Source organism: Centipeda flueggei ATCC 43531, from assembly GCF_000160695.1.
Lineage (GTDB): Bacteria > Bacillota > Negativicutes > Selenomonadales > Selenomonadaceae > Centipeda > Centipeda flueggei.
Window position 1 is genome coordinate 193585 of record NZ_GG694007.1, and the last position, 25028, is coordinate 218612.

General features: G+C 55.9%; 26 protein-coding genes and 1 pseudogene. 5 read left to right on the plus strand and 22 right to left on the minus strand.

What is annotated here, in order from left to right; genetic code table 11:
- Positions 1 to 200: 200 nt before the first annotated feature.
- On the plus strand, positions 201 to 545 hold the full coding sequence (locus HMPREF0908_RS06485) for a single-stranded DNA-binding protein (protein ID WP_040572557.1): 345 nt from the start codon (positions 201 to 203) through the stop codon (positions 543 to 545).
- A gap of 39 nt (positions 546 to 584) precedes the next feature.
- Positions 585 to 1280 (plus strand): hypothetical protein, encoded by a 696-nt coding sequence (locus HMPREF0908_RS06490; protein ID WP_006690661.1) that lies wholly within the window; start codon positions 585 to 587, stop codon positions 1278 to 1280.
- Positions 1281 to 1550: 270 nt separating this feature from the next.
- Here HMPREF0908_RS06490 and HMPREF0908_RS10940 read toward each other — a convergent pair whose 3' ends face one another.
- From HMPREF0908_RS10940 to HMPREF0908_RS06520, 8 genes are all read right to left on the minus strand, one after another.
- Positions 1551 to 2009, minus strand: coding sequence for a hypothetical protein (locus tag HMPREF0908_RS10940; RefSeq protein ID WP_211204790.1), 459 nt, complete (start codon positions 2007 to 2009; stop codon positions 1551 to 1553).
- 8 nt (positions 2010 to 2017) lie between these two features.
- Positions 2018 to 2248: a type II toxin-antitoxin system MqsA family antitoxin gene (locus tag HMPREF0908_RS06495; protein ID WP_006690662.1), complete on the minus strand. Its 231-nt coding sequence runs from the start codon at positions 2246 to 2248 to the stop codon at positions 2018 to 2020.
- Between the two features lies 1 nt (position 2249).
- The gene (locus HMPREF0908_RS11430; RefSeq protein WP_211204791.1) at positions 2250 to 2546 is read right to left on the minus strand and encodes a DUF4258 domain-containing protein; all 297 of its coding nucleotides are present in this window, start codon (positions 2544 to 2546) and stop codon (positions 2250 to 2252) included.
- A gap of 18 nt (positions 2547 to 2564) precedes the next feature.
- Complete coding sequence (locus HMPREF0908_RS06500; RefSeq protein WP_006690663.1) at positions 2565 to 3479, minus strand: Ppx/GppA phosphatase family protein; 915 nt, start codon at positions 3477 to 3479, stop codon at positions 2565 to 2567.
- A gap of 5 nt (positions 3480 to 3484) precedes the next feature.
- On the minus strand, positions 3485 to 4486 hold the full coding sequence (locus HMPREF0908_RS06505; RefSeq protein ID WP_006690664.1) for a pyridoxal-phosphate dependent enzyme: 1002 nt from the start codon (positions 4484 to 4486) through the stop codon (positions 3485 to 3487).
- A gap of 10 nt (positions 4487 to 4496) precedes the next feature.
- A complete protein-coding gene (locus HMPREF0908_RS06510; protein WP_006690665.1) occupies positions 4497 to 6350 on the minus strand; it encodes a phosphoethanolamine transferase in 1854 nt (617 codons plus the stop codon).
- 11 nt (positions 6351 to 6361) lie between these two features.
- A complete protein-coding gene (locus HMPREF0908_RS06515) occupies positions 6362 to 7066 on the minus strand; it encodes a 3D domain-containing protein (protein WP_156778210.1) in 705 nt (234 codons plus the stop codon).
- Positions 7067 to 7167: 101 nt separating this feature from the next.
- Positions 7168 to 7998 carry a menaquinone biosynthesis protein gene (locus tag HMPREF0908_RS06520; RefSeq protein ID WP_006690667.1) on the minus strand — a complete coding sequence of 277 codons (831 nt, stop codon included), beginning with the start codon at positions 7996 to 7998 and terminating at the stop codon, positions 7168 to 7170.
- Between the two features lie 61 nt (positions 7999 to 8059).
- On the opposite strand from HMPREF0908_RS06520, the gene HMPREF0908_RS11285 reads away from it, so the two are divergent.
- A complete protein-coding gene (locus HMPREF0908_RS11285; RefSeq protein ID WP_071585470.1) occupies positions 8060 to 8185 on the plus strand; it encodes a secretion protein HlyD in 126 nt (41 codons plus the stop codon).
- 460 nt (positions 8186 to 8645) lie between these two features.
- On the opposite strand, the gene HMPREF0908_RS11035 is transcribed toward HMPREF0908_RS11285, so the two are convergent.
- The 7 genes from HMPREF0908_RS11035 to rhaB all read right to left on the minus strand — a co-directional run bounded on the left by HMPREF0908_RS11035 (position 8646) and on the right by rhaB (position 16662).
- On the minus strand, positions 8646 to 9038 hold the full coding sequence (locus tag HMPREF0908_RS11035; protein WP_169304135.1) for a hypothetical protein: 393 nt from the start codon (positions 9036 to 9038) through the stop codon (positions 8646 to 8648).
- A gap of 1332 nt (positions 9039 to 10370) precedes the next feature.
- The gene (locus HMPREF0908_RS06530) at positions 10371 to 11126 is read right to left on the minus strand and encodes a DeoR/GlpR family DNA-binding transcription regulator (RefSeq protein ID WP_006690671.1); all 756 of its coding nucleotides are present in this window, start codon (positions 11124 to 11126) and stop codon (positions 10371 to 10373) included.
- A 90-nt stretch (positions 11127 to 11216) separates the two neighbouring features.
- Entirely contained in the window at positions 11217 to 12641 is a 1425-nt protein-coding gene (locus HMPREF0908_RS06535) for an arabinose isomerase (protein ID WP_040572609.1), read from the minus strand.
- Between the two features lie 38 nt (positions 12642 to 12679).
- Entirely contained in the window at positions 12680 to 12997 is a 318-nt protein-coding gene (locus HMPREF0908_RS06540) for an L-rhamnose mutarotase (RefSeq protein ID WP_006690673.1), read from the minus strand.
- 17 nt (positions 12998 to 13014) lie between these two features.
- Entirely contained in the window at positions 13015 to 14334 is a 1320-nt protein-coding gene (locus HMPREF0908_RS06545; RefSeq protein WP_245522925.1) for an MFS transporter, read from the minus strand.
- Positions 14335 to 14395: 61 nt separating this feature from the next.
- Positions 14396 to 15214, minus strand: a complete 819-nt coding sequence (rhaD, locus tag HMPREF0908_RS06550) for a rhamnulose-1-phosphate aldolase (protein ID WP_040572558.1) — start codon at positions 15212 to 15214, stop codon at positions 14396 to 14398.
- Positions 15215 to 15249: 35 nt separating this feature from the next.
- Positions 15250 to 16662: a rhamnulokinase gene (gene rhaB, locus HMPREF0908_RS06555; RefSeq protein ID WP_006690676.1), complete on the minus strand. Its 1413-nt coding sequence runs from the start codon at positions 16660 to 16662 to the stop codon at positions 15250 to 15252.
- A 309-nt stretch (positions 16663 to 16971) separates the two neighbouring features.
- Between rhaB and HMPREF0908_RS06560 the strand changes: the two genes are divergently transcribed.
- The gene (locus HMPREF0908_RS06560; protein WP_006690677.1) at positions 16972 to 18468 is read left to right on the plus strand and encodes a serine hydrolase domain-containing protein; all 1497 of its coding nucleotides are present in this window, start codon (positions 16972 to 16974) and stop codon (positions 18466 to 18468) included.
- Positions 18469 to 18879: 411 nt separating this feature from the next.
- Here the strand turns inward: HMPREF0908_RS06560 and dhaL are convergent, their stop codons facing one another.
- The 7 genes from dhaL to deoC form a co-directional block, all read right to left on the minus strand.
- Positions 18880 to 19515, minus strand: a complete 636-nt coding sequence (gene dhaL / locus HMPREF0908_RS06565) for a dihydroxyacetone kinase subunit DhaL (protein WP_006690678.1) — start codon at positions 19513 to 19515, stop codon at positions 18880 to 18882.
- A gap of 8 nt (positions 19516 to 19523) precedes the next feature.
- Complete coding sequence (locus HMPREF0908_RS06570) at positions 19524 to 20528, minus strand: dihydroxyacetone kinase subunit DhaK (protein ID WP_006690679.1); 1005 nt, start codon at positions 20526 to 20528, stop codon at positions 19524 to 19526.
- 38 nt (positions 20529 to 20566) lie between these two features.
- The gene (locus HMPREF0908_RS06575) at positions 20567 to 21235 is read right to left on the minus strand and encodes a class II aldolase/adducin family protein (protein ID WP_006690680.1); all 669 of its coding nucleotides are present in this window, start codon (positions 21233 to 21235) and stop codon (positions 20567 to 20569) included.
- A 41-nt stretch (positions 21236 to 21276) separates the two neighbouring features.
- Positions 21277 to 22635 carry a PTS galactitol transporter subunit IIC gene (locus HMPREF0908_RS06580; protein ID WP_006690681.1) on the minus strand — a complete coding sequence of 453 codons (1359 nt, stop codon included), beginning with the start codon at positions 22633 to 22635 and terminating at the stop codon, positions 21277 to 21279.
- A 29-nt stretch (positions 22636 to 22664) separates the two neighbouring features.
- Positions 22665 to 22946 carry a PTS sugar transporter subunit IIB gene (locus tag HMPREF0908_RS06585; RefSeq protein WP_006690682.1) on the minus strand — a complete coding sequence of 94 codons (282 nt, stop codon included), beginning with the start codon at positions 22944 to 22946 and terminating at the stop codon, positions 22665 to 22667.
- Between the two features lie 101 nt (positions 22947 to 23047).
- The gene (locus HMPREF0908_RS06590; RefSeq protein WP_006690683.1) at positions 23048 to 23503 is read right to left on the minus strand and encodes a PTS sugar transporter subunit IIA; all 456 of its coding nucleotides are present in this window, start codon (positions 23501 to 23503) and stop codon (positions 23048 to 23050) included.
- Between the two features lie 361 nt (positions 23504 to 23864).
- Positions 23865 to 24515: a deoxyribose-phosphate aldolase gene (gene deoC, locus HMPREF0908_RS06595; RefSeq protein ID WP_040572559.1), complete on the minus strand. Its 651-nt coding sequence runs from the start codon at positions 24513 to 24515 to the stop codon at positions 23865 to 23867.
- Between the two features lie 247 nt (positions 24516 to 24762).
- On the opposite strand from deoC, the pseudogene HMPREF0908_RS06600 reads away from it, so the two are divergent.
- Positions 24763 to 25028, plus strand: a pseudogene (locus tag HMPREF0908_RS06600) (phosphoribosylaminoimidazolecarboxamide formyltransferase); the annotation flags it as partial.

Genomic DNA, 25028 nt, shown 5'->3' on the forward strand with positions numbered 1-25028 from the left:
ATGTGCTATGCCTTTCCCCTTTCTCTCCCATCAAAAGAATATTGCTTCTACAGTATAAAATAATATTACTTTTCTTTCAACTTCTGAAAAGTATTTTTCTTTTTCTACTTGACATTATAAATCAGAACATATATAATCTAAATATGTTCACAGACAACTAAATCTACTTCATCAAGCAAGAATATATGAGGAGTGTTATCATGAAGAATATCCAGCTCTTACTGAACGACGATGAGTACGCCCATATCGCAGAGGCAGCGGAGAAGCAGGGCATTCCCGTCCTCGCACACATCCGCGCGCTGCTTCTCGGCACGGAGGATGCGTTTGCGGCGACATACGCCGACACGCTGCGCCGTGTCGAGGCACTGACGCCGGGGACAAAGTTCAGTCTAAAGGCCCTCTTCGGCACAGACTGGACAATGCCGCGCGGAACCAAACTGACCCTCGGCAGAGCGTTCTACGACATGGTCGACGGCGGCAAGGTCACTGCGGCCAAGGCACTCGGCAAGGACAGCTCGAACATCATGCAGTACGTGCGCGTGTAAAGGAACACGCACAGAATAGGAGAGAGAACGGAGGAACGCATGAATCTCAAGGAAGCATTCCAGATGCAGAAAATCCTCAGTCGCCTGCTGGAGGAGGCTGCCTCATATCTGGACGATACGGACAACGTCATGACGGTGACGGAGAAGCATCTCCGCAGCAAGGTCGTCCCCGAGCAGGCGGACGAGGATGTGGACTGCAGCGAGAAGTTCTACATGGCGTACGATCCCATGACCGTGCTGCGCGCATGGCACGCCCTCATGGAGGAAAAGGAACGGCTTGGGCGCGCCATTACACAGGCAAAGGCGACAATGGCGCTGAACTTCGACACCGCCGCCGAGGAGAACAAGGCACGCCGCCGCTTCCTCAAGACGCTCGCGCGCCTATCCGAGCAGCGTTCCACGAGCAGGATGAAACGCGGCGCCGGGAAGGGCTACGTCTTTAACAAGGACGGCAACCAGACCCCCTACTGCTACGACATCGAGGTAGTAAAGACGATCGACTACGATCGGAATGCCGTGCGCCGCATGCAGGAGGCACTTTCAAAAACGGCAGCGGATACGTCCCGTGCACTTGACGAGGCGCTCCTCAATGTGCAGGTTGACTACACGCTGCAGCTCCCGATCACGATGCCTACGCTCGGCGAAGACAGCGCCGAACGCCGCCTCATTGAACGCATCTTCGGCTACGATGGCACCTCCCTCACGGAGATCATCGAGGCACTGGAAGGGAAGTAGAGAAAACAAGGGCGCCACTTCCCCCGCAGCGACGGGGGAAGCGAATATCCCGTCATTTCAGCCTCCCCTGCGCGAGCGGGGGAGGGGGACCGCATCAGCGGTGGTGGGGGCGAAAACGGAAAAGATGCACCAAGATAACGGCTGCTCCGGCAGGGGCAGGGGTTACACTCCCGGTTCAGGTGCAGATGAACGAAGAGGCTGCACGCCCCCTCTGTGTGTGTCCGCACACAGAGCCCAAAACATGGTATAGACACTCCCTGTGAGGAGAATTCAAATACCACCCCCGCGCCGCGCCTTGGCATCGGCGGACCATGCCGTAGGGCGGATGAACGAGGGGCCGGCGGGAGAGACCGCCACCACACTTCGCCGTGTAAAACCCAATGGCCGAAACACCCAACGGCGTCCCTGAACGCACAGGGTACGGATGCAGACTGCGCCGTACAGCACCCTGCCGCAGACACACGCTGCGTCAACGCCCCGTCCGCACGCACTTTCCCCAACACCAAAACACGCTTTCGCCCCCTGAATATATGTACGCTTTCGCCGCCTCCTGCGGGAGTGCGGCACAATGGGGAGCCCCCTGCCTCTGCCGGAGCAGCCGAAATCAAAAAAGACGCCCACACAGGCGTCTTTTTTTGTGGAACAATTCTTTATCTGATGTGCCGCTGCCGATACCGCACGGATCTCCCCTGCCATCGGCGTATGCTGGCACGGAATGTATGGTCTCAAAGAATCCACTATGCCGCATCCCGATAATCCATGATAAAGATTTTACTCGCAATCTTTTCGACCTGCTCCAAAATCTGATCGATTTTCTCCAGAACAGAAGCAGTGTACACGATTTCTCCGCACTGTTCACAGATATAGCAGGGAACATGCTCGATGATCACATAGCAATGGGCGAGCGCTGCAAAATACGTTCCCCGCCCCTCTTTCATCGTCCCATCCTTACAGACCAAGCAATTCATGTCAGTTTCGCTCCTTTCTGACCGTAAAATCGCTGTTCCATTTATCTACATCAGGAAAATATACGGTAATGATACGGCTCATCGTTCCCTCATCGCTCATGACTACATGAATCACTCGTCCCTGTACAGTCATTCCACAGATCAGGCAACTTGGATACGGATAGTCATCCGGATACTGCTCGATAATCTGCCCACCATGGACAGCATGCCGACATCTCGCGCGCGAATCCCACGTTGTCGAAAGCGTTCTATACCGTGTGTGCCGTGATGAAAACCCGATCCATCGCGTAATAGCCACGCAAGCACTCTATATCGATCATACACCGCTGCCCCCGAGAATCTCTGTGCGGATATAGCCCTCGCGCACACCGCCGTCACTGTACGTGATATCTTCAGCAGCGAAGGTGTCAGCGAGGACACGGGCGATAATCATGCCGGGGACGATGTTGTGGAGACGGTCGGGGGCGGCACGCAGCAGTAGAGCGGTGTCGCGCTCCGCCAGCGGGCGGCCGCTGCCAAGCATCGCAATCATCGGCGGGAGTTCTGCCGCGGTGATCCTGCGCGGCGGTTCCGTGGGAGCAAGGAGAGCATGGAGACGAGCCGCACTGCCGAGCACGCCGCCGAGCCCCACAAGATGCGGCGCACGCAGGGCACACACGGCGGGCGTCTCCGCGAGGATATCACGCACATCCGCCTCGATCGCCGCACACTCGGCCGGCGTTGGAAAGAGTCCCGTCACATGGGTGTGCCGCAGGGCAAGTGAGCCGAGCGGCAGACTCCACCGCTCCTGCATCGCGCGCCCCGTGAAGGAGACGATCTCCGTACTGCCGCCGCCGATATCCGCCATGATGCCGTCCGCATGGGGGATGCTCGCCGCCGCCCCGCGAAAGGCATACGCCGCCTCCTCTGTCCCAGAGATTACACGGACGCGGACACCTGTGCGCCGCTCGATCTCCGCGAGCACCGCACTGCGGTTGGCCGCCCTGCGCAGCGCTGCCGTCGCGAAGGCATGGACGCGCGCAATCCCAAGTGCATCGATGAGATCCACGAATCCGCCGAGGATCTTCACCAGCGTCTCGACTCCGTCACGCGTGAGACGGCCATCCTCAAGGCAGCCCGCCAACCCAACCGTATGCTTTCGCTTCATGAGCATCTCAAACCCGCCGTCCGCGATCTGATAGACCGCCATACGGATGGTGTTCGAGCCGATGTCGATGACTGCATGCAGCATCAGAACTACCTCTTCAGTCCGCTGCCGGGCACAGGAACAACAACACGATAGTTGTCGGGCATCCCATTCGCAAAGAACGTCTGCGCCCCCGCCAGTGCCGCCGCCGCCGTCAGCTCTGCATAGATGCCGCGCTGCCCGAGAGCCTTTGACGCCGTGAGGATCGCACCGTCCTCGACCGCAACGGCATCACCCTGACTGCTTCGCAGGACCCAGAGAATCTCCTCCATGCGCGGCGGCGCCTCCACGCGGATCGTCTCCGCGATCGTGTGCCGATACGGTGTATGCGGCAGATGGTGGAGCGCCTCCACAACAGGCGCACACTTCGTGCTCTGCACACCGATAAAATGCGGCAGGCGGCCGATCTCCTCGAACCCCTGATAGAGCCCGAGAAGCATTGTCCCGTTGCCGATGGGGACAAAGATGTAGTCGGGCACCGCATCGCCGAGCTGCTGATAGATCTCATACGCCATGCTCTTCACCCCGTCGATGAAGAGGGGGTTGTAGATATGAGAGGCATAGTAGGCATCACCAAGCTCCTCCTGTGCCATCTCCATGGTCTGCGCACGTCCATTCGGCACGCGTACAATGTCTGCGCTGTATGCGGTAATCTGCTTGACCCGCTCTGCGGAGACATCATCGGGGACATAGACACGGCACGCAATGCCCGCCGCCGCTGCGTACGCCGCAACCGCCGCCCCGGCGTTGCCTGCCGAGTCGACGACCACATGCTCAATGCCAATATGCGCCAGCTCCCCGATGAGACGCTTTGCGCCGCGATCCTTGAATGATCCGGTGGGCTGGCGATCCTCCATCTTGAAGTAAAACCGCTGACCGTCGATCATGCGCGGCAGGAGCGGTGTCGGCAGTTCACCGAGCGTTACCCCCGCATGGACATCCTCTGCGTCCATCGCGCTCTGGTACAGGCGAAACAGACCGCCGCACTCACACTGAAAGGCATGCGTTGCAACGGGATACTCCTTTTTGCATTGCTCACAGAAAAAGTGCATTGTGATCCTCCTATTTCTTCTCCGCGGCAGGGGCGCCCGCTGCATATATCGGCGGGTCAACATCCTCGGTCAGCGCGTGCGTCCCGAGCATTGTTGTCAGCGTCTCGCGCGTAAATCCATACGTGGCTGCCGAGAAATCCTGCCGTGGATCATAGCGGTTGTTCGGTGCGCCGAGGAGCCCGCAGACCGTATCGTACATCATATCGTTGGTGAAGTACGCGTCCTGCCGTGCGGCCAATGTCGCCGTACGGCGCGGCATCGCAGCGCGGTACTCCGGTGAGAGGTAGATGAACATCGGAATGTGCACCATGTCGAACTTGAACACGTCGGGGTTATGCGAGATCTGCAGATCCTCCCCGTGATCGGAGAAATAGATCATCGCGCGCAGATTCAGATTCTTTTCCGCATAGGCAAAGATCTCCGAAAGAATATGATCGGTATAGAGAATGCTGTTCGCATAGGACGGCGCACTCGTCGCCGCCGAGTCTCCCGGTGCCGACGTGAACTTCGCCCATGTGTCGGGATAGCGGTTGTTGTAGTAGATATGGCTGCCCATCAGATGCAGCACAACGAAATTATTCGCTTTTGGGTCAATACGCGTCAGATACGGGAGGAGGCTCTCGTCATACTTCGTTGTAAAATTGTAAGAGTCATCTGTCCACTCTGCCTCATCGGCCGTCTTTGCGACCATCGTAATCGCACTGTCAAACTGCCCATAGCGCCCCTGATTGCTGAACCAGTAGGTCTTGTAGCCGATTTTCTTTGCCACATCGAGAATCGATGCCGACTCATAGAACTCCTTGTCATTGTACTGACTCTTCTCCGTCAGCGCACGCTCCAGCACGGGAACGGTCTGCGTCCATGCCGAGTAGACATTCTGATAGACCAGGAACCCGTCCCGCCCCGTCATGCTCTCCAGCCACGGCGTATTCTCATACGGGAAGCCCGGCGTATAGGCATGCATATAGTCACGCGATGCCGATTCGCCGATGACAAAGATCACCGTCCCCGGAGCGCGCGCAGCAAGCGTATTCTCCAGATCGATGATGAGCGACTCATAGCGTTCGCCCTGATTCAGTCCATACGACTGCGTTTCTTCGACATACGATGTCACGTCTTCGTATAGGCCTGCAATCGAGCACTGCGGAATGAGGACGAAGAGAACCCCTGCCGCGGCCACCATGGCCGCGACGAGTGCCCCCATACGCGAGCCCTCCGCACTCGGATAGATGCGGCGTGCGAGCACAAGGTGGCTGCGGTAGAGGAGATAGGTGAAGAGGAGGAGCAGCAGTACCACGCCGAGCGCGGGCACTGTCCCCACCGTCGACTCGATATAGTCCCCCGCCTCGTGCCAGTTTGTCAGATAGATCGCCATCAGTGAGGCGGGGCTGAGCGCGTGCCAGACCGTCAGATAGTAAGCGATCTGCGTCAGGGGGATAAGTGCCATGAGAAAGCCGAGCACGGCGAGCAGCGCCGCCGTCACGCGCCGATGCCCGAGCCGCAGGAACGCGCCGCCGAGCGCGGCGAGCGCGATCATCAGCGACGTCCCGATCAGAAAATCATAGTAGATCAGCGACTTGTACCAGTCCTGATGATAGGTCCACACATAGAGCAGCGGGAACGTCAGACACCAGAGCAGCCCCGGCACCATTGCCCCAAGCATCCCGCGCGAGAACAGGGACACACCCAGCCCATACTGCAGCAGCATAAGGACAACAAGGACAGGAATGATCGCGGGAAGAAAATACTCCGCGCCCATGTCCTGTCCCATATCGATATAGGCGGCAATCAGTGCCAGGAAATAGGCACCTGCCGCCATTGCATAGCGGATCCACTCATTGCTCCGCTCCACACTTAGCTTCATGAACGAATTCTCTACTCCATGATAAAGATCTCAAGATCCTGCCGGCCAAAGGACAGCGCCTCGGCATGTGTATCGAAAGCCACATCGATGCGATACCCGTTGATCGCATAGCCAACGTCCTCTGCCACAGCCTCACCATAGCCCGGGATGAAGACATGCGTCCCGAGCGGAATGACCGACGGGTCAACAGCGATCACGCCATGGCGCACGAGAGTTCCCGTCGCCGTACGGCTGCTGTTTCCGGGATCGTATGCACTGTATGCCGTGGCCGACACATAGACCGAACGGCCGCCCCCGCGGCTCACCTGCGGTGCACGTTCATCAACGATGCCGAGCGCCGCGGGGTCATAGTCTGCACCGCCCGAGAGTACATGATAGGTTGCCTCACCGCAGATCCCGTCTACGACGAGCTGATGATCCGCCTGGCAGCGTTCGATCGCCTCACGTGTCAGCGGGCCTGCGATGCCGTCCGCCGCCCCCGCAAGGTAGCCGCTCTGAATCAGCAGCTCCTGCACATGCCTGACCGCGCCGCCGCGCATCCCCTCCTTGACGAGGATATGCGCTGCCTCGGCGGGCATCTGCACCATCAGCGGCGCGCAGACCGCCAGTGCCGTTCCTGCGGCGAGACTGCGGCGCAGCGTCCGCCGCGAAATATGACGTCCATGCCCGAAGATATGTTTCACTGCAAAAAGGAGTTTTCGTATCCGCGTCATCATAATGCTCCCTTCGTCCTTCTTGGCTGTATCCATTCCCTTATGTCTATACAGCACATCCACTTCTTTCAATAAGAATATTTTACTATAAAGAAGGAAATCCGTCAAACCGAAGCCATCTCAATGGCAGGGGCGCGCCTGATGAACCCGTCCTCCGCCGCGTACCGATAGAAGCAGCGCAGCCCCTCAAGCGTCTCTGCGTCCAGCTGCCAGACCACGGCATGTCCGAGATACTCCGTCAGCTCTGTGCGCGTAAAGCGCCCGTCCGCGAGCACCTCGCCGATCGCCGCGTCCTTTACGCGCTCCCAGTCTCGGAACGCCCCTGCGATGCGTTCATGTACCATGTGAAGTGCCGCGGGGTGTGTCGCCGCGAACGAACGCGCCGCCGCCCAGATCCCAAACACCATGCGCAGCCCCGTCAGACGCTTCCACTCGCGCGCGAGATCGTAGATATAGATTCCCCGCGGCGCATGATGATAGAGCTCCAGGGCATCATCACCGATAAACATCGACGCTGCCGCACCATCCGGCACGGGATCGTCGGGCGTGAGCGGCCGCACCTCATACATCGGCGCAGCATCATAGAGGCGATGCAGAATGATTTTCAGCAGCACATGGGACGAGGCGGACTTGTCCGAGAGCACGACGCGCTGCGCCCCGATCTCCTCCGCCGGCACACGACTGACGAGAAGCACGCTCCGCACATCGCCGTCCGAGGCGATGCACACATCGGGCAGAATGAGCAAATCATCGGCATGATGCGCGTATGTAATCGACGAGACCCCCGACACATCGAGATGCTTCGCCTCAAGACGGTCGTTCAGCTGTGCAGGCACCGCACGCAGGATATCCAGCCCCTCCGCCGCTCCATGCGCAAGCGCATACGTCAGCGGCAGCACATTGAGAAACGCAATATGACCCACGCGCGGCACCATGCTCAGCCCTCCTCTGAATCGAAGGAATCACTGATAAAATGAGGTTGCCGGATTGGCGTAGATTTTTTGTCCGATTGAGCCAGCAAACCGGACGCATAGCAAAAGCTATGTGGAGGATTTGCTAACGAAAAGCGGGCGAAAAAGATGCGTCAAGATGGTCGTGCCGAATTTATCAGTGCTTCCTTAAGTTACACCTCTATTATAATCCCAATGCGCAAAAAAATACAGTATGTTGAAAATATATCTTTCCCATTGGTTTGGTCGTCTCTAGGGAAACACTGATAAGGTGCTTGCCTCCTGATTGACACTGCCAAACTTTTCCTATATCATAAAAGTGAAAGAGGAGAACGACCGAAGGCGTCAGGCTGTCGGCGGCATTTGCTGTCCGGCGGGGGTGACCTGTAAGCATGGACGCGGCGTTTCCTCTTTCTGCAAATCTCAAGATCGTTCCGATCTACACGATCTTGAGATCACCAAACTCATGATCAAAAATGCCGTCTTGAAAAGATACAGTCATTCGGAAAGTGTTCTGCAATACACACCTGACGCACCGTGGGGTTTCTTGCAACTCACACGGCTTCAGCCGCAAATGTGACTGCGTTGACTTCATGCCGTCACCATGCTACAATATGGCTAACAAAAGAGGCTTATTCCTCCCCCTGTTTATCGATCAGGACTTGTGGGGGAATCGGCTTCACAGAAGGCGTTTGACTCTCTTCGCCCGGGCTCATAACCCGGATACGTTGCGGGGAAACGCCTTTGGGAAGTCTCCCCTCGGCCGCACTAACGCCTGTCTTCGGACGTGGCGCAGCGGCGAGGGGAGATTTTTTCACAGTAAACGCATCAGCATCCACTTCCGTCTTTACATTCCGCCTCACACCTGATACAATAGCGGCAGATAAAGCATCTTGTGTCGTGCCTTTGCTAAGGGAATCGCTCTTAGCAGACTGCTCCCACAGGATGCTTTCTTGTTCATATATAGATACATGCCTTTGCTGCATTCTGTTCGACGAACCATAAAAGCCTCCATCCATTTTCAACGGAAGATTATCTGTAAGGCACGCATTTTCTCTCCCCCTCTAAATCATATTCCCTCGGGAAAAATAGCTTCCTCTGAATGTCCCATCCCACGACATCTATTCGTACGGTCGAACACCTCAAACGCTGCATCGTATGATACACTGCCAGCAGCTCTTCGTTCTCGTCAACCGCCTTAGAACAACGATTGACATTCTCAAGATACTTTGCGATAATGCATCTAGAAGCTTGAGGTGCGCCTCCTTTGGTGGGGGTCTGGAACGCACTCTCGAGCTTTTTGGATTGCTGTGACTTCGTGCAGATAGCCCCCCCCGATATTCCCTTTTCGCCTTGCCCAAATCTACCTCGTCTGCTATACTGAGAATGCTAAAGGACTATTCGTGAGTGGAGCATGATGCCTCCCAGCCGCACCTGTTCGGGACGCGACTCAGCGAGCAGTCCTCTTTTATTTATATACCAATGATAACAGAACGTGCCCGCACGCCTTGACAATATCTGCCGCCGTCAGTATACTTGAGAAAAATGAGCCTTGCAGGGCGGATCGTCCCGGCGCTTTGTGCCGTTGGATAGCTTGCACCCATGGCAGGGCTCTTTTTATGTACGCAGAGCATATCTCTAAGCACCATAAGAGTATAGTACGTCATGCTGTCCAAACAGCCTCTTCCACGTAGATTTTCCATAGCATCTCTTCAGTACAATTGGAACAATCACCGTGCTTCCATTCTTCATTCCGAAAAATCCACAACACGCAGATATCCCTTGTCTTTTTAGCAGTGAAGGTGTACCACATCTCTTAAGAAGAGGTTGAACCTCCGCCCTCTATTGGTGGGGGGCTTCCTCTTTTTGTATAAAGAAAAGCACTCTGCGTGTTGCAAAGTGCTTTATGCGAGCGCATACTTCCGAAGGCTCTCGTGGTGATATTTCCCCATAAGATTCAAAAATGCACAGCACGCTGAAGTCTCGTCGGGAAAATCCGTCGATCCACGAAACGCCCTCGTTCGTTGATCGAAACCTCATAGCCGTCTGCCGAATATCTAATGCAATAAACAATCTCAAGCGTAATGGGTTCTGATTCATCCAGAGAATAGCAGTGCGTGTCAATCTGCTCATTTTGCAAAACTTTACGCAAATCTTTTATGCCCATCCTCATGCAGTCCCTTTCGTCCCTTAAATATCCAGAACACTAGCCCATCCCTTATGATTCACTCAAGCGGTTCATTCTCGCCAACAGCATCATAAAGGAGCCATGCGGGAGCATTATACTCCTCTGCTGTTGGATGGGTGGGTCAAGGTGCTGCTGTACGAAGTTTTCGCTCCGTACAGCAGGACCGCCATCACACCAACAGTTTCACATCGTGCTCGTCCAGAAATCTTTTCCACTCCTCCGACGGCTCACGGTCGGCGGCGAGGTAGGAGAGCGCACTGATGTCACCGAAGTGCACCAGTGCCGTCTTGTCGAATTTGCTGTGATCGGCCAGCAGGATCACGCTGCGCGCCTGCCGCATCATCACCTCTTTGACCTCGCTCTCGCTCTCGTTGGACTCCATCAGCCCCTTGGCGAGGTCGAGCGCCTTGCAGCTGATGATCGTATAGTCCGCATGATAGCCCGCCAGCATCCGCGTCGCCGCAGGCCCCGTCAGGGAGCAGGAACTCGCGCGAAAGTTCCCGCCCGTGCAGATCATACGGAAATCACTCGAACGAAAATCGTACATCAGCCGAACGGAATTGGTGATGACGGTGATGTTCGGCGTCTTCACGAGGCGGCTCAGCAGCATCTGACAGGTCGTGCTGGAGTCCACCATAATGGTGTCCCCCTCGTGGATCAAGGGGTGCGCCGCATCGGCAATCCGCAGTTTGCTCTCCTGGTTCTGCCCGCTGCGCCGTACAAACGAAAGATCCTCACTCGTCGCCTCCGCAAGGACCGCACCGCCATAGCTTCGGTGCAGCAGTTTCTTTTGTTCCAGCTTCTCCAGATCGCGGCGGACGGTCTCTTCCGTCACATGAAACGCCTCTGCCAGTTTTCCCACATACACCCTGCCGTCACGGGTCAACATCTCCATCACGCGCTGCCGCCGCTCTACGCCCAGCATAGCAAACCTCCTCTATGGAATGAAAAATACCGATTCCTTCCGCGTGAGAAAGGAATCGGTATATGTATGCGATGAAACGCCGGGCCAATACTACCGTGTCACGATCTCTGCGGGGATGTCCAAGATCTTCGCAACCTTCAGCAGCGTGTCAATGTGTCTGCCCGCGCCTGCCGCCATGTGATGCGTCGGTCCTGCCTCGCTCCAGCGATTGCAGAACTCACGCGCACCGCACGTGAAGCGCATGCGCATATTCGTATCGCCAAAGGTAAAGATCTCCCCCGACTCATTGACGCCCTCAGCGACAATAAATTTGAAATGACCGTCACCGTCCTGCGTAATGGCGAGATAGGTAATGGGCGTATCCGTCGGCGGATAGAACTGCGTCAGGTAGCCGCCGCCCGTCTTGCCATGGAACACCGGAACGATCTTCATCGTCGGTTTCTTTGCCTGCGAAATATCCGCATCACCGGAGCCGCTGTGTCCTATAATACAGATATCTTCGTTAAAGTCAATCGAATACATCTCCGAAAGCTGTCCCGTGCCGCAGATTGTCTTCATGATGCTCATCGCCATGGCGACCTTCATATCGCCCTCGACCGCGCACGCCGTGCCCTGCTGGATGAGCATGGAGAACGCGGGGATCAGCATGCTGTCGAGTTTTCCTGCCGCCCCCTGCGCATAGCCGTCATAGTGGGACGCAACCAGACCGAGCCGTTCCTCCTGTGCCCACTGCTCGAACGCGACCACATACTTTGCCATATCCCAGACCGTATCGACCGTCGCGCCGCCCGCGATGTTAAAGGTATCGAGGATCTCCTGAGCCTTGGCACGGATCACGGCATCATCGGCGACGTTGTCGGCAATCGCCCACATCTTTTCCCAGTCAAACTGCTTCGTGTAAAGACCGAGGCGGCGATAGAGGTTCGACTCATCGATGTAGAGATCCATCATGCCGGGATAGGGACGGCCGATCTGCGCGATGTTCGTATCGCGGAAGCGGCGGCGTACCTGCGCCGCACGGCACCAATCCGCAATCTCGCGCTGCACCTCGGGGTCGCCGCCCTCGACCACGCCCGTGATGACGGCATGACGCTTGCCGTAGCGGTTGAGATCGGCCGCCATCTCGCCGACTGCCCCGCAGGCGTAGAGCGTGCCGAGCCATGTGGGGATATCCGTATGCTGATAGTCCGCTGCCTTTTTCTTCTGCACGTTGACCAGAATCACCGGCACATCGAGATCCTTGACGGCGGGAAGCATATTGTAGGACGTCGCGTACGTCAGCAGCTGCAGAATGACGAGATCCACATCGGCCGCGCGGAACTTCTCGCCCGCCGCCTGCGACTCCTCCTTCGTCGTGACGAATCCGCCGTCAACGAGCTCCACCGTGCCGGGAAGCGTCTTCTTGAACGCCTCATACTGCCCCCTGAACTCCGGAACGAGCTCAGGGAACTGCGGCAGATATGCCCCGAGTGCGATGGAGAAAACGCCGACCTTTGCCTTTGTATTGACAAGCATATTCTGATTCTCCTTCATTTCGTATGAGAACTCGATGTTCATGCCAGGAAAAAAACCTGCTGCATCTTGGGCTGCGCCCCCGTCTCCGGGTCGAGCTCCATCACCATCACGTCCTTCATATACGCATTCCAACGGTCAACGACCTCGCTCTTGGCCTGGTAGTCCTCGGCGTAGGCAACGCCCTTTTCACACTCGAAATAGCCGAACAGCTCATTCCCCGTGTTCCAAATCGTGTAGTTGCTGATGCCCGCATCCTTGAGCACCTGTTTCAGCTCCGGCCAGATGGCGTCATGCCGCCGCTTGTACTCGGCGAGCATGCCGTCCTTGACCGTTGCCTTCCACGCAAATCGCTCCACTTGATTCTCCTCGATTCTCAGTTCGTATGACCCGTCGTCCGTGCAGACGCCGCAGGGTCAACGAGCCAGCCGTTCTCATCCACCTCGTCGCCGTAACGCTCGGCCGTGATCTCATCGAGTGTCTTGCCGCGGTCATCCGCGCCGAAGAAGGTCCCTGCCGCCCAGCTGATGACACAGAAGCCGACCATGAGAATCGCCGCCGTCTGGAAACCGAGAAGCTCCATGATGATCGGAACGGCAAAGCCCCAGATCGCCGCCGCAAAGCGCGTAACGAAGAAGGTGAACCCCTGCGCCGTCGCACGATAGCGCACCGGGAAGAGCTCGGAGCTCCAGAGCTGATAGAACTGCTGCTGCATGGAAAAGCCCCATACAATCGTAAAGAAGAAGAGCATCCACGTCTGCAGCATATCGGGCGGGAGCACCCAGACAAGCCAGCTGATGACGCCGAGCCCGGAGAATATGGCAAAGATCTTGCGGCGGTTGAAACGGTCTGCCGTATACATAAAGATCACCGTCGTCAGGATACAGACCGCGAAGTTCAGGCACGTGAGGAAAAGCCCCATCGCATTGCTGAGATTGCCGACATGCTCATAGACATACGGCATGAAGAATCCATTCGTACTCGCGGCAAGGTTCCACATCGTATAGACGCCGCAGCACATGATGACCGTACGAAGCGAAGTGCCGCGCAGGATGTCGGCATAGGTCGCCTTTCTCTGGACAATCCCCTCAGCAGCAAGCTTCTCCGTATGCTCCTTGGCTGCCTTCCACTCGGCTGACTCGGGCATCTTGAGGCGCTGGTACCAGATCCACGCGGCGACGATGATGAGATGGGCAAAGATGAGGCGGTTCCCCAAGAGTCCGAACATCGAGTTCATGGGAATCGATGCGGCGAACACGACGACCGGACCGAGCATCCACGCAATCTGCGCCGAGCCGCAGTGTTTTGCGCGGTCCTTCGACGGCGCCTCCTCGGCGATAAACGTCCACGATGCCACGACATCCGCACCAACTGTGAGGCCGACGATGACATAGCCGAGCAGGAACATGGGATAGTTCGTCGCGAGGCAGATAATCGCAACGCCGATCATATAAATTAAGAGTGCCCAGTTATAGACGAACTTGCGTCCGTACTTATCACAGATCCTGCCGCCGATGAGGGCGCCGAGTGCCGCCCCGCCCGTGTTGGACGAGAGCGCCGCGAGCAGCCCCATCTGCACGCTGCTCATGCCAAGATAGTCGGCCCACATACTGAGCCCCGACGCACCCGCCACAATCGATCCGGCGTCGATGTAGCTGATCAGACCTGCGATCAGCGTCTTTTTCCACGCGGACATGTGCATGTCCTGCTTTACCCCTAACATAGGAATCTCACCTTTCTATGATGCCGTAATGATGTCAGTCGAGCAAATCCATATTGAGCGCGATATGGAAATCCTTCGCGAGCTGGACAAAGCCCTCACGCGGGATCGTCTGCTTCTTGCCGCCCATGGAGAGCACCTTGACGCAGATCGTGGCCGCCTTTTCCACGGTGTCCATCAGGCCGAACGCCTCGTCGAAATCGTCGCCGCAGACGAAGAGCCCATGATGCGCCCAGACAACGACGCGGTACTTCTCCATCAGCTTGACGGACGCATCGGCGATCTCCTTGCCGCCCGGAACCATCCACGGCACGACGCCGATCCCCTCCGGGAAAATGACGGGATCCTCCGTCGCCATCTCCCAGAGCTCGCGCGTGAATGCCTTGTCCTCAAGCGGAAGGACGAAGGTCAGTGCGATGAGATTGGTCGGATGCGCATGGTAGATGATGCGGTTCGTTCCATTCGTCATCTCCTTTTTGAGCTCATGCGCCGCGAGATGCGTCGGCAGCTCACTGGTCGGACGCCCGCCGCCGACGAGCCCCCAGACGATGCCGTAGTTCTCGCCCGCCGCATCAACCTGGATGAGCGCGACATTCTCCTCCGGGGCGAGCTCGACGTTGCGCATATACTTGCCGCTGCCCGTCACGAGGAAATATTCCCCCGCAAGCCCCGGCACCGTATTGCCGATCGGCTGCCATGCGCGGACCTCGTGCAGCGAGCCCTTGACCGCCTCCACTTCCTCCGCCGGAACGCGATACGTCAGATTCCCGCCGTTCCGCTCATGCCACCCCTTTTGGAACGCATCAGCGGTCAGGCGCTGAAAGCGCTCCATAAACTCTGCATTTTTTATCTCCATGTCGTCTTCCTCCTGCTCCGGCCGCACCTGCGCCTTTACAGCACAGGCGAAACCTCGTTGACATCAAAGGATTTTGTCACCATCTGACGCGCCTCGGACAGATCCTCAAAGACCTTGTCCTTCAGCATTTGCGCCATCAGATTGCCGATCGCCGTCGCCTCCACGGGACCCGCGCAGACCTCCTTGCCCGTCTGCCGCTGCAGCAGGCGGTTAAGGAACTGATCCTGACAGCCGCCGCCGACCACGTGAATGCGGTCGAACGTCCGCCCCGTCACCTCCTCGATCTCCGCCACCGTCTCGGCATAGCACTGGGCGAGACTGTTGTAGACGCAGTAGAGCAGCTCGCACTCCGTCTCGGGTGCCTCCTGCCCCGTCCGCCCGCAGTACTCCTGCAGCGCCGCCCGCATGCTCTGGGGGGCGAGGAAGGCCGCGTCGTTGACATCCACCGTCGAGGCAAAGTAACGGCCGATATGCGCGAGCTGGTACAGCTCCTCGAACGTGTAGTCGTGGCGGAACTCCTTGCGCAGATTCTGCATGATCCACATGCCCATGATATTTTTGAGGTAGCGATAGCGGTAGTGGTAGCCGCCCTCGTTCGTGAAATTGTGCCGCTGCGACACCGCCGAGCAGTCCGGGATCAGGCGCTCGATGCCCATCAGCGACCACGTCCCAGAACTCAGATAGATGCTGTCATCCGACGTGCTCGGCACCGCCATGACCGCCGATCCCGTATCGTGCGTCGCGGGCAGAACCACCTCCGTCTGGAACCCGACCTCCGCCGCGATCTTTTCCGTGAGTGCACCCACGGGGGTCTTCGGCATGGCAATCGCGCCGAACATCTCCTTCGGGATGCCGAGCATATCCATCAGCTCGTCGTCCCAATCCTGCGTCTCTGCACTCACGAGCTGCGTCGTTGTCGCGTTCGTGTACTCGTTCTTCATGACCCCCGTCAGGAGATAGTTCAGATAGTCGGGAATCATCAGAAAATGTTTTGCCGCCGACAGGATCTCGGGACTTTCCTGCCGGATCGCCATAAGCTGATAGATCGAGTTGAAGATCTGCTTTTGAATCCCGTTGCGTGCGTAGAGCGCCTGCTCCGAAATCGTCCGGTAGACCAGCGCATCCATGCCCTGCGTCCGCCCATCCCGATAGGCAACAGTATCGCCGAGCAGCCGTCCGTCCCCATCCAGCAGGACAAAATCCACCGCCCAGGTGTCAATCCCGACGCTCTTCGGAATCCGATTCAGCGTGCGGCACCGCTTCAGCCCCTCGACCACCTCGTGAAAGAGATGATCCACATCCCAGCAGAGGTGCCCGTTCCGTCCCACGAGACCGTTCTGAAAGCGATGAATCTCCTCGATACGGATCTTCCCGTTCTCAATCCAGCCCAGGATGTGACGCCCGCTCGATGCGCCAATATCAATCGCCAGATAATACGGATGCTCCATCGTCTCTTTTCTCCTATATCTTGTTTGTCTGTTTTGTTGTCTTTATGTTGTTTTATCTTTGTTTTTTATATAATAAAACATAATACATCATAAGTCAATATAATATTTGATTGTTTTTATTTCTTTCTATCTTTGTTTTCTTTGGTTTTCTGTTTAACGCAATCGGATGGATACGGCAGATGGGTACGCACAGCCTGTTCCGCCGTATACAATATTCTTTCTCAGTCCATCGTGCTTTATCGAGAGAACCGTTGTATAATTACCGTTGTATTCTTCTGTCTCGTTTTCATCTTACGAAAGGAGCTTCTCATGCGGAAAAGAATCACCTCCCTGCGCCGCTTCTCCCTTGTCATCGGCGCGGCGTTCCTCTGCGGAATGCCTGCGGCATACGCGGCCTCAAACAACGCTCCTGCCTCCATCGCCGCCGCTGCACACAAGACAGCGGCATCCCCCGTCGTCGGCGACCCTGCCGCACTCCCACAGGGTGCCGCTCTCTCTCCTGCGGCAACAGCACAACTGACAAAGCGCATCGATGCAATGATTGGAGATACGGGCACAAAGGTGCCCGGGCTTGGTGTTATTCTCTACCGCAACGGACAGGAAGTGTACAGTCACTTTGCCGGCAATCGTCGTTTTCTCCGCCAGAACCCAATCGCAGCGGAGCCGATCACGCGCGATACACGCTTCCGTATCGCCTCCGTCTCCAAGCAGTTTACGGTATTCACACTGATGCAGCTTGCCGAAGCAGGAAAACTCAGCCTCGACGACGATGTGAGCCGCTACCTCGGCTTCTCTCTGAGAAATCCTGCCCACCCCAATACCCCGATTACAGTGCGGATGCTCGCGAGCCACACCTCATCGCTGCGCGACGGCAAAGTCTACAGCATCCCGCCATCGGTCAGCGTACGTGAGTTCTTCACCCCCGAGGGACGTTACTACGAAAACGGCGACCACTTTGCCCCTGCAAATGAAGCTCCTGGACAGTATTTCTGCTATGCCAATATCAATTACGGCCTCCTCGGCACGATCATTGAGAAAGTGACAGGCGAGCGCTTTGACCGTTACCAAAAGGAGCACATTCTAAAGCAGCTGGATACGGCAGCAGACTATGTGCCCGGCAATCTTACGAAGCGCGGCTTTGCAAAGCTCGGCACGATCTATCAAAAGAAGGACGAAAACGGCACCTGGAATGAAAATGGCCCCTGGTACGGCAAGGCGGATGACTATAACGGCCGCCAGCCGAAAGCAGAGTCCATCTACCTGCAAAATCCGTACGCAGAGGACATCCAGGGATGGTTTCCCCTCGCAGGCTATGTGCCCGGCACGAATGCAACGATGCTCTCCCCGCAGGGCGGTCTGCGCATCTCCTATGAGGAGCTGACACACGGTTTGGAACTGCTGATGAACGGCGGAACCTATCGCGGGAAACAGATTCTCTCTCCTGCATCCATCCAAGAGATGCTGCGCCCCCAATGGCAGTATGATGCAGCGCAGAAAAACGGAAACACCGCCGGCGGCACACTGCTGTCCTATGGGCTTGGCGAACTGCAGATCGCAGGCGACAGCACGGCGCGTGTGAACCGCAGCCATGTGGTCGATCTTGTCGGGCACAACGGCGAGGCGTTTGGTCTGCTCTCCGGCGTATTCTTCCGCCCCGGAACGAAGGACGGCTTCGTCTACATCATGAACGGCGAAGCCGTCGCTGAGGACGATGACCCGCGCAGCGCAGGCACATTCAGCGGCAACTACATCTGGGAAGAGGAGATCATGGATGCCCTGACCGAGGCTCTGCTCTCGAAAGATTAAAGCCCCTCTGATAAACCAGCTCCTCGAATCGGCGTAGATTTTTCACCCAAACCAGATGGAAAATCGGACACCGTATATGAGCCTGTGGCCGTTGTTTCATCGAAGTACGAAAAGTTGTGTCAAAAAAGCTTGAATGTATTAGTGATTCCTTAAATTTGAGAAAGCTGGATTGAACGTCTCTGCAGGATGTATAATCCTTGTGTAAAATCTGCTTTGACATGATTTTTATGCCAGTTCCCGGTGTCATCAAACATTGGGAACTATTTTTTTACAAAAAAAGGCGCTGGTGCACGTTTGTTGCGTGCACCAGCGCCTTTGGCAGAACTTCCTAAAACACCCACTCTGCGTTCACGCTGGATGAATACAAAGCGGGCATCTTAACAACATTTGACTATCTTCCGTTCAGCAATGTCAGCGAACAGCCTTTGCAATTCCGCTCACAATATACATCATCGCGGTGGCACCGGGATCCTGCCGCCCGACAGATTTCTCCTGGTAATATGCAGCTCGCCCATGAACAGACTGCATGGTCTTCGTCTTCTCTACACCATCCTTAGCCGCTTCATAGGCTTTCTGCCATGCATCGGAAAGAGTGTCACCAGAAGCAGCCGCTGCACCAAGTGCTTCTACAGCAGGATGGAGTGCATCGAGCATCGTCTTATCACCGGGTTTCGATTTCCCACGCTCCATCACGCCAGCAACGGCGCCCTGCCCCATCTTGACCATATCCTGCAGCGTGAGCTCTGTCTTCCCCTTTGCTGCAGGCGCCGCCTTGATGAAGCACACCGAAATGAGCGTCCCCATCGTCGACGGCACCGTCGCATTCATCTTCATGCCGAGCTTCATCATGATCTTGCCCATATCCGTCTCATCAAGGGCGCGAATCTCCTCTGCCACGGCAGTAAACCCGTTGACCATCGTAAGGCCGAGATCGCCGTCGCCCATGGCGCCGTCAAGTTCGATCAGCTCTTCCTTCGCGCCCTCCATGACGGCAACAATCGAATCAAGGATTTGCGTCAGTTCTTCCTTTCGAACAATATCCACCATGTGCCTCCTTACTTTGTCTGTGCAAAAAACGGAGAATGACACGGAGCATCAAGCAGCTCCTTCAGCTCATCATCCAGACGCAGCAGCGAAATGGACATCCCGGCCATCTCAAGCGAGGTGGCGAATTCACCCACATAGTTGCGGTGAATGGAAATTCCTTTTCCCTTCAGAATCTCCGCCGCTTTGCGATATGCGATGTAGAGCTCCTCCTTCGGCGTAGCCCCAAGGCCATTGATGAGAATGGCGACTGTATCTCCGGACACAAACGGCAGATCCTCCAAAATACGGGAGAGCATCGTCTCCACCGTCGCATCGATTGTTTGCAGTTTCGTCCGCTCAATGCCTGGTTCGCCATGAATGCCCATGCCGATCTCCATCTCGTCGTCATGAATCGAGAAGGTTGCCTTTCCCGCCTCTGGGACAATGCACGGCGTCAGTGCCACCCCCATCGTCCGCGTATTGTCTACTGTTTTCTGGGCGATACGTGAGACCTCATCCAGCGAAAGCATCTTCTCTGCCGCAGCACCGGCAACCTTGTACGCGAAGACAAGTCCTGCCACACCGCGACGTTTATCCTCACTGCCCTTCGGCGCAGAGGCAACATCGTCCGTGACGAGAACCTCACGAACCTCAATGTCGTCCATCTCACAGAGATCCTTCGCCATACCGAAATTCATAATGTCGCCGCCATAACGGCCATAAAGATGGAGAATACCGGCACCGCTGTGAATTGCCTTGTCCACCTCATACATATCCTCTGCACTCGGTGAGGCAAAGACATTGCCGATTGTCACGCCATCGCAGAGTCCATAACCGACATAGCCGAGAAACACGGGCAAATGGCCGGAACCGCCGCCCGTCGCTATAGCAACCTTGCCTTTCTTCTTTGCATCGGCACGTACCATACGGTGCCAGCTGCCGTCCAGAATCTTCAGCTGATCTGAATGCGCCGCAATGATCCCTTCCACCGTTTCCCGTGCGAAGTCCTCCGGCTTATTGATCAATTTTTTCATCAATGACCCCTCCCTTTTCCTTCCGAGATCGATACGGTTTATTTCTGAAGGAGCTTGATCTCTTTCGGATACTCCCATTTCTGCAGTTCATTCTTCGGAACGGCAGGCGGCTCCTTGCCGCCAAGAACCGTCAATGTCGTCAGATAGATCTCAGCCATCTCCTCGACATAGGAAGCCTTTAGCAGTGCCTCCTTAAGCTCGCTGCTGTCCACAGCAATAACGCCATGCTTCTCCATGAGTGCAACATCCGAAATCTTCAGCGGCTCGACAATGGACGAGGCAAGCTCCGGCGTCCCGGGTCTGCCGTATGGTGCAACCGGGATATACCCCTCCTTGCAGCCAAGCGTAGCAATCTCATAGACGACCGCAGGAATGGGCTTATTCAGCACAGCAAAGGCCGTCGCGATCTTCGAATGCGTATGCGCAATCGCATGGATCTCCGGGCGCGTCTTATATGCCATGAGATGCATCAGCGATTCACTGGTCGGGCGCTGTCCGGTTTCCGCCTCCACCACCTCGGCATTCATATTCATGACAACAACATCATGATAGGACATCTCTTCACGATCCATGCCGGTCGGTGTGATGCAAACCAGCTGCGTCTTTTCGTCACGTATGCTGAAATTCCCCGAACGATGCTTGCAGAGTCCCATGCGGTCTGCTTGAAGTGCATACTCTGCAACCTGTTTCTTCAAATCCTCTAACATAACAGTGCCTTCCTTTCGCGCACAGCAATTTTTCACTGAAATTATGCCTTATTGTCTGCCGTCTCAAGCTCAGCATCGCGCGCCTTCATCCGCTTGAAATACCAAACGAACAGTGCACAAAATGCAATCAGTACACCAACGCCTGCAGCCTCTCCGTTAAACGCATGTGCCAGAGCCCAGCGGAATTCGGGTGCTTCCAGCTGAATCCACGTAATATACTGTCCTGCATTCACCTGCAGTGTTCCTGTCTGCGCCGCCATATCGGTCAGCATACCGGCAAAACTCGTTGCAACCCAGAGATACGTAGGTGTTGCAATAATGCAGATGATAATCATACGAATGAGGTTCCCGCCCGTGACAATCAGTGCCGGAACCGCAACTACCACATTGATAACGGAAGCCAGAGGAATAACATTGTTCATATCAAAGTAGCTGAGACCGACTGCCCACAGGAGTTCAAACGGAACCAAGATAATGGCAGTCACCCAAAGTTCGGACGAACCGGCAAGGAACGGCCAGTCAAGTCCGACATAAAACTCACGTCCCTTAAAGCGAGCCTTCATAAATGCACCCGCTGCGTCAGCGATCGGTGCGAGAGCCTGCATGAAAAGCTTTGCCACCATCGGGAAGAGAACGAGCGAGGTCGCAACCTGCATCGCTGTCGTCAGAACGCCCTTGAGATCATATCCGCCCATGACAGCGATCAGAGCACCGATGAGGAATCCCATCACACTGTTCTCACCAAAGAGGCCGAGTTTCTTACGCATATCCGCAGCATTCATATTGATTGCGTTCAGTCCGGGAACAAAATCCAGAGCACGATTGATGAGTGCCAGCAGCGGAGCCTGCAGCATCATCGGATGTGTACAGGTAACCCCCGGGATCTTGCAGATGCGATACAGCTGCTTCTGTATCAGATCACCATTGATCAGCTCAAAGACAATCTGGATGCCTGCGGCAATCAGGCCAAACACCAGACTGCCCGTCAGCCCCATGACCATTGCTGCGACAAAAATCTTCCCCCAGACGTTCCAGAGGTCGACGTTAAGGCAATTCGTCCATTTCAGCGCAAGCATCAAGAGATTGATGCCGATCTGCACAGGGAACAGAATCAATGCATACGGCCACGCCCATGCAATCGCCGCAATCGGCGACCAGCCAACGTCAATCGCCGTCAAATGAAGGCCTGTATGTTCCACCAGAGCCGTCGCCGCCGGTCCGATCGCATCAAACATAAATCCGAGGATGACATTCATGCCGGTGAATGCGATGCCGAGTGTCAAACCCGCGGCAATCGCCTTTTTCAGCTTCATCCCCATGGCGAGTCCCAGGATAATCATAACAAGCGGCAAGAAGATCGCCGCTCCCAATCCAAGGATATAATTGACTACATCCAACATAGATAAACTCCCCCATTACAGCGTAAGAATTATGCCTCGATATAAGACTTCAGCTGCTCCCATGTTTCATCCATGCCAACACCGGTCAGGAACGGAATCCCGCTCACCGTCGGCTTGCCATAACTCTCCGCATCGCTGGATACGATGGAAACATAGATATCACACTGGTCAATGATACTCTCGAGGGATTTGATATCAACTGCCTCAACAGATGCATCCAGTCCCTCATCCTCGATCATATTTCCGATCTTGGATGCAACTGTCTGGCTGGTTGCCACACCGGATCCACACGCAACAAAAATCTTCTTCATGTTATCGCCCCTTTCGGCATACGTGCTCCCGACAAATCAGGAAGCAAAAAGCACTCCATTTCGCACCTCTTTAAGGAATACGAAATAATATGACAATATCCTCAGGCAACGACCTTCGAAAGTTTTTCGACAACGGCCTTTGGATTATTTGTCTCATAAAGATCGACAAGTTTTCCCTCGTCACAGAAAATGGACATAAACTTCCCAAGCATAATGACATGTCCCTCGGGATCATCAATGGAGAGCATGAACACAAGACGTGCCGGCACATCTTTTCCAGTGCCGCCCATCTCCTTAAACGTAACAGGATGCTTTAGCCGTGCAACCAGAATCGCCGCCTCAACGGCATGCGCCGCCGCAGCATGCGGCATCGCTATTGCAACCCCCTTGGTATTAAGCCCCGTCGGATAGGCAGCTTCACGTTCCAAAATCGCCTGCGGATAGGAATCTTTTACATACCCTTTCTCCCGCAGTACATTGGCCAGCTTCGTTAAAAGCTCTTCCCGATCAGCCGCCTCCACATCAAATAAGACAAGATCCTCGTGCAGCAATGCCATTCATACCACTCCCAATCAAACCATATTGTTTACGGTGTTTATTATATCATTAACAAAGAAAAACACAAGGCCGTCTGCAGATTCGTGCAAGAATACAAAATATATGGTGCGTTAGGAAATCATCAATAAAATAGAATTCACCAGATGGATACAGTCCTTTTGTATGATTGAACTGAAACACCAGCCATAACGCAAAGGCGGTGCCCCTCATAGGTACATAAAAAGCGCAGGAAATCGTTTTCCTGCGCTTGACCACGCTTTCATGCCCAATTGGGAGAACACGCCGTCGGTGTATGTATATGAGAAATATGCGTGATCAGATTGGTCAGATCGACTTCGACAACAGCGATTTTCATGGCACTCAGCCCTCCGCGCTGACGATCTTGACGCCGCTGCTCGTCCCGAGGCGCGTTGCCCCCGCGGCGATCATTGCCTCGGCATCTGCGCGGCTGCGGACGCCGCCCGACGCCTTGACCCCCATCGCGGGCCCCACGGTCTCGCGCATCAGTGCGACATCTGCCGCCGTTGCACCGCCCGCGGAGAACCCCGTCGAGGTCTTGACGAAGTCCGCCTCCGCCTCCTGCGCGAGGCGGCAGGCCGTGCGCTTCTCCGCGTCGGTCAGAAGGCAGGTCTCGATGATAACCTTCGTCAGGGCTTTTCCTTTTGCCGCAGCGACGACGCCCGCAATATCCGCGCGCACATAGTCGCAGTCCCCGTCCTTCAGGCGGCCGACGGGAATCACCATGTCCACTTCCTCCGCGCCGTCCGCGATTGCCTGCTGCGTCTCGAATACCTTCACCGCCGTTGGCGTCGCGCCCTGCGGGAAGCCGATGACCGTGCAGGTCTTGACGCCCGTGCCGCGCAGCTGCGTCGCCGCGTAGGCCACCCAAATCGGGCTGACGCAGACGGAGGCAAAACGATACTGTTTTGCCTCGCTGAGCAGCTGGTCGATACCGGCTCTCGTCGCATCCGTTTTCAGCAGTGTGTGATCGATCATCTTTGCAACGTCCATGTGTTCCTCCTGTCGATGCTGCACAAGCACCGATAAATTCACTGCGATCATCTTTCACTTACATATTACGTTGCTTTTGCAGCACTGTCAAAGAAAATTCACGCACAAGCATCCATCTTCCGCGTCGCTTTCCTGTCACTTCTGTTCTTCGGTTGAAAAACCGCCGCCGCCCCGCTATAATGAAAGAAGAATATAGGAAGCACTGATAAATTCAGCGATTCCTTCATCAGCAAAAAGGAGTGCTCACATGGAAGAACTCACCCTCAAATACGGCTGCAATCCGAACCAGGTGCCCGCACGTGTCTTTGCCGACGGCGGACTGCCCTTTACCGTGCTGAACGGACGGCCGGGCTACATCAATCTGCTCGACGCACTGAACAGCTGGCAGCTCGTGCACGAGCTGAAGGAGATGGCGGGGCTCCCCGCAGCGGCGTCCTTCAAGCACGTCAGCCCGGCGGGTGCGGCACTCGGTCCGCCGCTCAGCGAGACATTGGCGCGCGCGACGCATGCGGC